Source organism: Armatimonadota bacterium, from assembly GCA_037138755.1.
Lineage (GTDB): Bacteria > Armatimonadota > Fimbriimonadia > Fimbriimonadales > Fimbriimonadaceae > Fimbriimonas.
This window is the reverse complement of the sequence record JBAXHT010000001.1, coordinates 1,183,193-1,194,336: the sequence shown is the minus strand read 5'-3', so window position 1 is coordinate 1,194,336 and position 11,144 is coordinate 1,183,193. Positions and strand designations below refer to the sequence as shown.

The window sequence follows — 11,144 nt, the reverse complement described above, 5'->3', positions numbered from 1 at the left end:
TTTCCGAGCTGTTTTCTGATGAATGGTAGTCAGATCGTGCAATCAAAGCTCATTGTGAATGCGCGGTGACCGTGGAGGGGTTCTGTACACCTCGAAGTTTCTGCCACTTTCTACGAGAGTCCAACCCCAGTCAAGACTCACCCTTCCGTTGCGCGTGAAGACAACACTTCCGGGTTTGACTTGTTCATGATCGTCGACTTCTTGGATTGATTTATTGAGAACCATAATCAACGACGGCAGCGAGGTCTGCTGCAAATCCGTGGTTCCGGTTCCCATGTCCTTTTCTTGTCGTCCAAGGCGAAACACAGTATTGATTTCCGGGTGACGAAGAGCGATTGTATGAGCTTCAGCTTGTCCCGATTTGACGTACCAGGATGTTTGAAGCCCGCTAATCACGAAAAGCAGAAGAACTCCCATGCCAAGAACGACTTGGGGATTGCGAGCGTTTGTCTTTTCCTTTGTGGCGATTGAATTAGCGGCAAGCAGAGCGAGCGGGGCAATGACCGGGAGGATGTAATGGGGGAGCTTCGCGCTGGAAATGGTGAAAAAGATGAAGATGGTTGCCGCCCAAGTGAACAGGTAGCGGTTCAGAGGGGTGGCGGCTTTGCTTTGCCAGATCCGCTTTGCTTCGGTGAACCCCCATGGGATGACTGCTATGAGCAAAACGGGAATATAGAACGGGAGTCCTTTCAGTCCCAGGGAGTGGGCTGCGTCGCCACCGGTGAAGCGGTTGAGGTTCTGCTCGATGAGGAATTTCTGGATGAAGGCTTCTCGGTTGACGAGGTAACAAGGAATGTACCAGCTGGAGACGGTTGCGAGAAGAGTCGCCGTGGCGGCGAACCAGCCGCCTCTAAATCCAGGGCGAAGGGTGGGATTGAGCCAGTATGTTAGGACCGCAATCGGAGTGAACAGGAGGAGAGCGACGGGGCCTTTGGCGAGGATGGCGATTCCGAGCCAGAGTCCGATCTGGATGCGCTCGACGTTCGCTTTTCGCTCTTCGCTTTTCGCTTCGGAAGTCGATTCGTCGCCATCCTCTCTTAGCGAAGTGTAGAAACTCAGGAATGCCCCGGTCATCGCCAGGTTCAGCGCGGCGTCGGTCATCATGAGCCGTCCTAGGGCGAGAACCAACAGGCTGGTGCCCAGACAGTAGACGACATGGCGCGCCTGCCACGCGCCCGCGTGCCGTTTGGCAAACTTGCCGCAGAGGACGTAGAGCGCGATGGTACAGAAGACGGAGGGAATTCTCGGACCAATCCAGATTCCAAAAATCTTGATGAACGGCGCGGCGAGCCAGTAAAGCAGGATCGGCTTTTCGAACCACGGCTGACCGTTGTAGTATGGCGTGATGAAGTCTCCGCGCCGGAGCATCTCGGCCGTAACGGCTCCGTAGAAGCCTTCATCGAGGTCGAAGAGGCCGCTTGCCCACCAGGTGACCAGAGGAAGAATGGCAAACAAGTACGCGAACCACATCGGATACGGCGGGCTCGGGCGTTTCATCAACTTAGATTAAACCTTGGGATGTCGCGCGGGTGCATTTTGCCTTCGGCTAAGTCGGCAAGCCGTTCACCGATCCAAGGTCCGAATTTGAATCCGTGCCCGGAGCAAGGGGATACCCAAAAGACGTTGTTGGCGGCTTCGCCCAAGAGGAAGTCTTCGTCGGCGGTTCGGGTGTAGAGACAAGTGGTTGGATCTTGCAGGATAGGGTTTTGGATGCCGAATCTTTTTGTCGCGGCGGTGCGGATCATCTCGAGGTGGTCTAGGTTTGGTTGGCCGAGTTCGTTTGGATCGGTTTCGTCGCCGAGGTTATGCACTCCGATTTTGATTGCGCTTCTGCCAGGTTCGGAGGGGAAGCCGTACAGCATTGGATAGGTGTCGTCGATCCAGACCATGCCTTCCATCGGTTCGTGGGTTTGGACGTAAGCGAAAGTTTGGCGAGTGACGGTGACGGGGAGGTCGAAGAGTAGTTTTGCCCAGGCTCCGGCACAGACAATGACTCTATCGAAGTCGGTAGCTAATTCTCGCGGGTCGCTGATCTGTTGTTGAACTTGCTTCGCCTCGCTAAGATCTAGGAGAGTTTTAACCGCTCGACTGGCATGGACCCACCCGGCTTCTTTGGTGACGTAACCGATTTCGTCTTCTTGGATGGAGAGATCGGCAAAGTCGGGCCAGTTGAAGATTGACTGGTCAACTCCGTTGGCGCGGAGGGATTCTGTTACTTGTTGGAGTTCTTGGCTTTTGCGTTTCCCGAAGTAGACCAGGCCGGTTTCGAAGAGGATTTGCTCGGTTGCTTGGGATTGGAGTTCTTGCCAGAGGCGATAGCCTTCTTGCATGATCTCGGTGTAGAAGGGATCGGGGTAGGCCTTGCGGACGATTCGACTGTTGCCGTGGGAACTTCCGTTTGTGTGGCCGGGTTTGTATTGGTCGAAGATGGTGACTTCGTGCCCCCGCTTGGCGCATGCATAGGTCGTGCTTACACCCATGATTCCTGCTCCGACGATGGCAATATTCATTTGGCTAGCCCGTGCTTTGCATTGCAGCCGCGATTCCTGCAATGCTTTGGAGCATTGCTTCTCGCCAAGTGCCTTCTTTTTCTTGCTCCGATAGGCTCTCCCAGCGGTTCATCAGGTGGATTTGAAGTTTGTTGATTGGGAGCGTCATCGGGTTGCGGAAGGCGACGGTTTGGCGGATGACTTTGCTGTTTTCTAGAAGTTCCGCTTCGCCAGTAATCGCCAGCAGTCCGTGTTTGGTTCTGGCGTATTCTTGCTCGATCGCTTGCCAGAAGGATTGGTCCTCGGCTCGTTTCGCATAGAGCGCAGCAGTGGGGATGTCGGCGCGGACGAGTTCGAGTTGGGCATTGTCGACAACGGTCCGGAAGAACGGCCACTCTGTGTACATTTCTTGAAGTTGCTCTTTGCCGTTGGGTCTTGCTAGCAGTTCTTGCAAAGCAGACCCAAAGCCGTACCAACCCACCAGCAAGGCTCGGCTCTGGACCCAAGCGAAGTTCCAAGGAATTGCTCTTAGACCCTCAACCCCTTCAGCGGCGGCACCCGGGCGATAGACCGGACGTGAGGCGATCGGAAGCAGCAAGATATGGTCGATCGGAGTTGCTTCTGTGTAAAACTCCCAGAAGCCGGGAGTATCGTAGACGAGCTTGCGATAGGCGTGGCGGCTGTCTTCACTGAGCTTCGACATCACGTCTTCGTACTTGCTGTCGTAGTCGTTTTCGTTCGGCTCGACGGTTGCAATTAAACAAGCAGAGACAATTTGTTCGAGGTGCCGGTGGGCGATGGCGGGTAATGAGTAGCGGAAGCTAATCACTTCCCCTTGCTCAGTGAACCGAATCTGTCCACAGAATGCGCCTTTAGGTTGGCTCAATATTGCTTGTGAAGCCCGTCCGCCGCCTCGTCCAACCGTCCCGCCTCGACCGTGGAAGAGGCGGATTTTTACTCCTGTTTCTTCACTGACCTGGGCGATTTGGCGCATTCCGTTTTGAAGTGACCAGTTGGCGGCGAGGTACCCGCCGTCCTTGCTGGAATCGCTGTAGCCAAGCATGACTTCTTGGTAGCCAATGCCATCGATGTACTTTCTGTAGAGAGGAATTGCGAAGAGTTCTTTGAGCAGTGAAGCGGCTTGTTCGAGGTCATCGACGGTTTCAAAAAGAGGGACGATGTTGGGGTTGTGGGGAGTTCCGAGGGATTCTTCACTCCATAGCCCCTCCTCCTTGAGGAACAGCATCACCTCGAGCATGTCGCTCACGGAGGTGGACATGCTAGTGATATAAGTATCCATTCCCGGCTCCTGGCTCATGACCTGAATCGAGCCCAGAACAGTCTCCAGGTAGTCACCCTCGGGTTGGCGGATGAGGGGTCGTGGGTTTTGGAGTTCTGTTAGTAGTATCGACTGCTTTGTTGCTTCTGGGGCATCGACGTATTCCTCCGGCTCCTCGATAAGGCCCGCTTGGGTAAGGAGTTCACCCATTGCGATGGCATGGACCTTGCTGTGTTGGCGGACATCGATGCAGGCGAGGTAGTCGGCGAAGACGCTCATTCGCCGGCGGATGTCTTTGAGCCGGCTGCGCTCAGACAGAAGATCTGCGCCAACGGATTCGGAGATGCAATCGAGGGCGGCAACGGCGTTGTAGAAGAAGGCGCCAGGTTTCCCTAGGTAAGAGATGACTCCTAAAAGCAGGAGGACGAATGGCTCCTGAGCGTAGCGCTCGCGTTCGAATTCGTTAAGGTGGGGATCGAAGAATTTGACTTGCGCCTGAAGCTCATGGTTGTCAAGGCCAGGCGTATGCTTGACCGACTGCGTAAACTCCCAGCGGAGTTTCTCTAGGTCTGTAATTAGCCGTGGGATGATGAGCTGCTGTTGAGCTTCGGCGGCGTCAATGGTGGCGTCTGGCGTGACGTTAGGATTTCCATCGCGATCACCTCCGATCCAAGAGTGGTAGCGGAGGATATCGGGGACGTCGACGCGCTCGCCCGTTGTTTCGTAAAGGGCATCCTCGAGGTCGCGGTAGAGCCAGGGGACAACGTCGAGGATTGTGCGATCGAAGAAGTAAAGAGCGTTCCGAACCTCTTCATCCACCGAGAGGCGCTTGTTTCGCATTTCATCGGTATGCCAGAGCTCGAGGATGACATTTTCGAGAGTTTGAGGGAGGTCGTTCCCCACATCTAGGGGGGAATTAAGATCGTTGGTCCCTTGGCGGTGGGCAAGAAGGTGGGAAACGTCGCGGAGTTTATCGAGGATGACTTTCCGCTTGGCTTCGGTAGGGTGGGCGGTGAGAGTCGGAGCGATCCAGAGTTGGTTGACGGCATGTTTCAGCTTGTCGGAGCCGTGCTTTGCATGGAGTCTTTTAACGGTTTCACGGATCGATTCTCGGCGGTCACCGGTTTTGGATCGCGCGCGGTTAACTCTGACAATCTCCTTCTGTTCGGCGGAGTTGATCAGCTGAAAGAGAAGTGTTAGGGCCTTTCCAAAGGCACGAAGCCCTTCTGCCGTTTGGAGTTCAGGGGTTTGAGTGACGAGGGCGTCGAAATCTTCCTTTGGATTGTCAACGAGCATTCGCGCCGCCGTAACAAGCCATTCGCCCTCTTGGTGCCTCAGGACTCGGCCAAGGACCTGATCGAGGAGTTGGATATCGGCGCTTAACTCGGGTGATAGTCCGAAGGATTGGGGGTTCAGTCCGAGGAAGGCGTCCACTACTTTATTATCGCCGAGATTTGATGGCGCAAATTAACGCCTCGTCCGAGCAAAGCTCGGACATCGGCGAAGCCCGAGGAGATTCCAGGGTTACTTTTGCCTTGGGAGCATCGTTTCTGCATTCGCGAGAGCCAATGCAGTGACCGCCATGCTGGTGCTCACTTGCTGCATGTACTTGGGCACGACCTCCTCGTAGCGATCGTACTGGGTGTGCCAGATGTGGCCATATTTCTGGCTCCCGGATTTGCCCATGAAAAAGGCGGGGATGCCTTTTGCGTTGAACGAAGCCTGGTCACTGCCGCCGCTGGCGTTGTACTTTTCGACTGGCCGGAACGTCATCGGCATATCCGGGAATCCAGCGGTCATGGCGTCGAAAGCTGGCTGGAAGAATGGTTGCCAAGCCGCAATTCCGGAGCACCCGTTCTCGTAGTTGGAGCCGCCGTCATCAACGACACAAGCACTGACTTTGCCCAGTTCGCTCTCATGCTGACGCACGTATTCGGTTGAGCCGAGCAGACCTTGCTCCTCGCCACCCCACAAAATGAACCGAATGGTGCGCTTGGGTTTCAGACCGCTTTTCATGAGAAGGCGGGCGGCTTCAAGAGTTGCACACGAACCGGTTCCATTGTCACTTGCGCCCTGAGAACCTGGGGCGTTCCAGCTATCCAGATGTCCTCCGATGACGACGATCTCATCCGGCTTTTCAGTCCCTTTTAGCTCAGCAACAACGTTGTGAACGGCCACGGGACCCTTGTGCCAAATGTTGTCCATGCTGAACTCGGCGACGGTTTTGCGACCAAAGCTGACGTTTCGTGCCAGGCGATCCCAGTCGTCTCGCCGGATCGTGAGTTCTCGAGTAGTCGGTCTTTTAGTGAAGTCTTTATCTTTCCAAGTTCCGTGAGCGTGGAGATGATCATCTTTTGCCCCGTAGACAAAACCGCTAATACCAATTGCCTCAATCCGTTTTCGTAAGGCAACATCCTCAGCAGCTGATTGAGCACCTCGCATCCCAACCGCCGCCCCGGATAGGAGCCAGGCACCCTTGAGCGAACTCCTCACTCTTTCGAACTCTTCCATATTGTTCGGAGCCATCACAACTTGACCTTTGAGCGGCCCATCGGTTCCTGGCATCCAGCAGTTGCTACTGAACTTAATCTCACTCTGAAACGGCTCAAGCATACGAGCTGAGTTGTTTGGGCCTCGCGAGAAGCCGACGGGGATGTCAGCCCATTTTTCAAGGTGCGCATTTGCGTAACCAAAAGACTTGAATTTCGCCAAAGCCCAGTTCTCGGCTTTCGTGAGCTGGGGTGAACCGGTAACACGGGGGCCGATTCCGTAGCAGAGCTCGGAGAGATGCCGCATCACACGATTGTCCGACTTGCTGAGGGCGATGATTTGATTAAGTTGCGGTTCGAGTTGGCCTTTGGGAGCAAGGATAAGCGCGGCTAAGAACATGAGTGGAGTTTAGCCGGGAACTGGTTGGCGAATGCTAGTTCGTCACTTGAGCGATCAGGAAGTTGCTGACGTAGACAAGTACCATGCTGATGACAACCGCGTTGGTCGTCGCTCGACCCACGCCGACGGCGCCGTTGGTGGTTCGCATTCCCTGTTGGCAGGCGACGATGCTGATGATGATCCCAAAAACGGGAGCTTTGATCAGGCCCTTCAGGATATCGTCGGGCTTGACGAACTGGGTGATGGAGGTGAGATAGGTTCCGGGAGCGATGTTCTCGGACATCGCGACCAGCAGGCCACCACCGATTCCGATGGTCATACAGATCATCGCGAGGATTGGCAGCATGAAGATACTTGCGACCATCCGCGGGATCACCAGATAGTTCGTGGGGTGGACGCTCAGCATTCGCAGGGCGTCCACCTGTTCCGTCACCTGCATGGTACCGATCTGCGCCGCCATCGCTGAGCCGCAGCGGGCGGCGACCATGATTCCGGCCAGAACAGGGCCGATCTCACGGATCATCGACAGGGCAACCGTTGCTCCGACAAAAGAGCCCGCACCGTACCTGTTCAGAAAGGTGCTGAGATAGAGACTAAAAACAGCTCCGCTAAAGAATCCCGTGAGTGCAACGATGGGCACCGAGTTCACTCCTACGAACGCCATCTGGTTGATCGTTTCTTTTGCTTCGATTCGGCCAGCGAACAGTCGCTTGAAGGCATCGGCGATCAGGATCGAAACCTCGCCGATGAAGATGAGCACTTGCTCAATTGGCCTGGTGATCGGGCTGAGCAGTGCGTTCATACCCAGTGATTGTATCAGGGTTTGAAGGCAGCGGGGTCGCCGAGGAGGGAGACTTTGTAGGGACGAACCACGTAACTGAAGACTTTGCCGACGGCCGGATCGTTTTCCGCGATCAACTGGGCATGCTCTTCGTTCTCGGCAAGAAAAATGGCGTAGCCGTTGGGCCGATCGTCTTGGGTGCGGCCCACGACGAGAGCTTTCCCAGTTTGGGAGAGAACCTCCCAATAGGCGTAATGTTGGACGACCAGGCTCATCTCATCTTCGCTAGGACCTTGCATCATATCCGGGCGGTTTAGTCCTAGTTCAAGGAGGAATTGGGGCATTTCTACGATTCTATCTTAACCGCTCGGTCAAGACATAGCGAATACTGTTTCCCGATCGAAATGCGATTAGGGAAATGGGGCGGTCCCCATTGGTCTTGATCTCCTTGAGGAGCTTCACGGGATCGTGGTTTGTCCCTCGTTGTTTGAGTTCGAAGACTCTTGCGTTGAGTTGCTGCAACTTAGCCTTGAGTTGGTTCTTCGTCGGACTGCCTAGAACTTCGTAGGTTCGATAGGCGAGATTGGGGTTTGGGTCGTCAGAGGTCAGGTAGCCGGGGGAGTCGCCTAGTTGGAAGAGTCCAAAAGTTCCGAGGCAGTGGGCACGGACCACGGCGGGATCGCAGTCGTGAATGTAGCGCTCGGGGTGGGCAGCTTGGAGTGGGGGGTTTGAGGTTGCCTCGATTCGTGTTGGTTGGTGGTTTGGGTGGAGGATCACGGCTTGACGTTTAGGCTTCTTGTTTTCGGTTCCGAGCCAGATGATAGCTTCGAGACATTCGCCATGGTGAGAGATGAATTCAAGGGAGCCATTGTGGGATTCACAAAGGGACTCAAGGTAGTCATCTGGCAGGAGGGGGGACAGCTTGATTCCAGCGAGTTTGGAGTCTTTGAGTTTTGCGGCGAGATCGCCGGGGTTGGGGGTGTAGTCTTCGGGTTTGGTGAGTCGGCGTCCGGTGGCGGAGCGGCGGTCCGGGTCGGTCCAGTAGTAGCTGGGGGTTGAGAGTTGCGAGTTGGGAGTTAGGGGTTCGAGGAGGGCTTGTGTGCCGTCGGCGACTCGGACTTCACGTTCTGGAATCCCGGTGCTTCCAAGGTTCTGCAGTCGCAATAAATTGAACTCAAGAAGTTCGGCGCGGGTGGGGTCGTTTTCGTAGGCGATGAGAGGGCCGCGGGCGGCGAGGGCGAGGGCGTCGCCGCCGAGTCCAGCGGTTAGGTCGATGACGAGTGCATCTTGGGGGAATTGACTGGCGTGGTAGCGGGCGACGGCGAAGCTGGAGGCTTGTTCGAGGGCTTCCCGCTCGAATAGCATGTCTTCGGCGAGATCGCCGTATTTTTTGGTTGCTCGCTTTCTGAGGTCAAATTGCATCAGTGCCCATCGGGCCGCTTCGTCGCCGTGCTTCGCGGCGAGTTGTTTTGGCGTCAGAGACGGGGCGTCGGCTAAGGCTTCTAAGTGGAGCAAGTAGTTTGAGTTTACAGGGTCGCCAGTGAGTCGTTGCGCGGTTACAAAGTTGCCCACCTTTTTTGAACGAATTGCGCGGCTGGGTGCGTCGTGGTGTTTGTGGTCGAATCTGGACAGCGAAATTGGGTTAAAGTTTTCGTGATTCCTACGGTTATTGCGCTTGGGCTTGCCGGAGTGGGGATTGTTGTTTTTGAGCGGCAGACCGGCATCGGGCCGGCGATTGCTGCTTACCGCGATGGGGAGGAGAAGTGCCAGAAGTATGGGTTGTTTGCTACCGCCGACGAATTGAATCGGGAGTACAACGTGCCTTCGGCGACGTATGCTGGCGAGCAACTTCGAGACGCACTGAAGGCCTACAACCTTGCCTTGGGAAAGGATCCGAAGGTTGCGAATGAAATCAACTTCACGGCCAAGCCCGACGGTCGAACGACGGTGGCACAGTCTGAAATTCTCGATTCATTGTGGAAGCGGATCGAGCCGATTCGGGACCAAAAGGTGATTCGCATTCCGCGTGAGTTTCGCGAAGGATATGCAATGTTGTTGCCCGAGTACACCTACTACCGCCAGGTGGCCCAGCATACGCTGAACAAGGCGTTAACCACGGCCAGTCCCGCCGAGGCTCTTTCACTGATGAAAGATGTGGCTTGGCTTCGCAGTCACATTACTGATAACTATGAATCCCAGTTTCCAGCACTGGTCGCGAGAGGAATCCTTCGGCAGGAAATGAAGGTCGCTACTCGGCTGCTTACCAGGCTGGAGCGGGACCAGGATCTTGTTGAGCATGCAAAGAAACTCTTGGCCACCGAGGTCATGAATCAAAACTTGAAATTCGGACTCAAATACGAGCTATTCAGCCTCTTTCAAATCAATGACCCGAGTTATCCTGCGGCAAAGGTATTTTCTGATTTAGGAATTCGGCCGTCTGATCCTCAGTTTGAAGAGTGGGGAAAGTGGCGGAAGTATCCTCGCATTGAGGCCGCTTGGAAGTCCACCGCCATGGACATTGTTTCTTACGGTTACGAAGAGCTCCAGTCGAACCCGCCCCGGAGCTTCGCTGACCAAGAGAAGTTCCGAGAGAAACTCGATGCTCGCCAGATGCGCTTTGGACAGGTTCCCGCGACGGCTTGGTACCCCTGGCACCCGTTTGGTTTTGAAGATCGAAGGCCGTTTGATGACGCTAAAGCAGAGTTGCAGAGGACATTGACAAAACTTCCGTAGGAAGCAACCGGGAGCGACTGTTCGAACCTTAGGCCCATGAGTGCAAGTGGGGTCCCAGGTTGCCCAGAAAGGTATCCTTAACACCATGAGTTTGAAGACTTGGCGCGAAAAAGTTGGGCTGGCGGAGATGCTGAAGGGGGGCGTGATTATGGACGTTGTTAACCCTGAACAGGCTCGGATTGCAGAGGACGCGGGCGCGGTTGCGGTCATGGCTTTAGAGCGAGTTCCGGCTGACATTCGACGCGACGGCGGCGTTTCGCGCATGAGCGACCCGGAGATGATTCTGGGCATTAAAGAGACGGTTTCGATTCCGGTGATGGCGAAGGCGCGGATTGGGCACTTTGTCGAGGCGGAGATTTTGGAGGCGCTGGAAGTCGACTTCGTTGACGAAAGCGAAGTTCTGACTCCGGCTGACCACGCGAACCATATCGACAAGCATGCGTTTACGGTTCCGTTTGTTTGCGGCGCGAGAAATTTGGGCGAGGCTTTGCGGCGATGCGCCGAGGGCGCGGCGATGATCCGAACCAAGGGCGAAGCCGGGACGGGCGACGTTGTAGAAGCGGTTCGACACATGCGCACGATCATGGCGGAGATTCGGCTTGTTCACAACGCCCGGGATGACGAGCTGTACGTTTTGGCGAAGGAGCACCAGGCTCCGTTGGAGCTCGTTCGCGAGGTTCATCGTCTCGGACGGCTTCCAGTCCCGAACTTCTCGGCAGGCGGAATCGCGACTCCAGCAGATGCGGCTTTGATGATGAAGCTCGGGGCGGAGACAGTGTTTGTTGGCTCCGGAATCTTCAAGAGCGGCGATCCGGCGAAGCGGGCAAAGGCGATTGTTGAATCGGTTCTGTTCTACAAGGATGCGAAGAAGCTTGCGGAAATTAGTAAGAATCTTGGCGAGGCGATGGTCGGGATCAACTGCGATTCGCTGCTGCCGAGCGAGCAGCTGGCGGTTCGAGGCTGGTAAGGGTCT

The 11,144-nt window shown here is 55.4% G+C and carries 9 protein-coding genes; 2 read left to right on the top strand and 7 right to left on the bottom strand.

What is annotated here, in order from left to right:
- Positions 1-42 precede the first annotated feature (42 nt).
- From WCK51_05695 to WCK51_05665, 7 genes are all read right to left on the bottom strand, one after another.
- Complete coding sequence (locus WCK51_05695) at positions 43-1,497, bottom strand: glycosyltransferase family 39 protein (GenBank protein MEI7576366.1); 1,455 nt, start codon at positions 1,495-1,497, stop codon at positions 43-45.
- Entirely contained in the window at positions 1,497-2,510 is a 1,014-nt protein-coding gene (locus WCK51_05690; GenBank protein ID MEI7576365.1) for an FAD-dependent oxidoreductase, read from the bottom strand. Before WCK51_05690 ends, WCK51_05695 begins: the two co-directional genes overlap by 1 nt.
- A 4-nt stretch (positions 2,511-2,514) precedes the next feature.
- Positions 2,515-5,202 (bottom strand): phosphoenolpyruvate carboxylase, encoded by a 2,688-nt coding sequence (locus tag WCK51_05685; protein MEI7576364.1) that lies wholly within the window; start codon positions 5,200-5,202, stop codon positions 2,515-2,517.
- A gap of 90 nt (positions 5,203-5,292) precedes the next feature.
- The gene (locus tag WCK51_05680) at positions 5,293-6,657 is read right to left on the bottom strand and encodes a M20/M25/M40 family metallo-hydrolase (protein MEI7576363.1); all 1,365 of its coding nucleotides are present in this window, start codon (positions 6,655-6,657) and stop codon (positions 5,293-5,295) included.
- 34 nt (positions 6,658-6,691) lie between these two features.
- Positions 6,692-7,459 carry an ABC transporter permease gene (locus WCK51_05675; protein MEI7576362.1) on the bottom strand — a complete coding sequence of 256 codons (768 nt, stop codon included), beginning with the start codon at positions 7,457-7,459 and terminating at the stop codon, positions 6,692-6,694.
- 14 nt (positions 7,460-7,473) lie between these two features.
- The gene (locus WCK51_05670) at positions 7,474-7,782 is read right to left on the bottom strand and encodes a YciI family protein (GenBank protein ID MEI7576361.1); all 309 of its coding nucleotides are present in this window, start codon (positions 7,780-7,782) and stop codon (positions 7,474-7,476) included.
- 10 nt (positions 7,783-7,792) lie between these two features.
- The gene (locus WCK51_05665; protein MEI7576360.1) at positions 7,793-8,953 is read right to left on the bottom strand and encodes a hypothetical protein; all 1,161 of its coding nucleotides are present in this window, start codon (positions 8,951-8,953) and stop codon (positions 7,793-7,795) included.
- Positions 8,954-9,091: 138 nt separating this feature from the next.
- On the opposite strand from WCK51_05665, the gene WCK51_05660 reads away from it, so the two are divergent.
- Both WCK51_05660 and pdxS read left to right on the top strand, forming a co-directional pair.
- Positions 9,092-10,171 (top strand): hypothetical protein, encoded by a 1,080-nt coding sequence (locus WCK51_05660; protein MEI7576359.1) that lies wholly within the window; start codon positions 9,092-9,094, stop codon positions 10,169-10,171.
- Positions 10,172-10,256: 85 nt separating this feature from the next.
- Positions 10,257-11,138 carry a pyridoxal 5'-phosphate synthase lyase subunit PdxS gene (gene pdxS, locus WCK51_05655; protein ID MEI7576358.1) on the top strand — a complete coding sequence of 294 codons (882 nt, stop codon included), beginning with the start codon at positions 10,257-10,259 and terminating at the stop codon, positions 11,136-11,138.
- Positions 11,139-11,144: the final 6 nt, after the last annotated feature.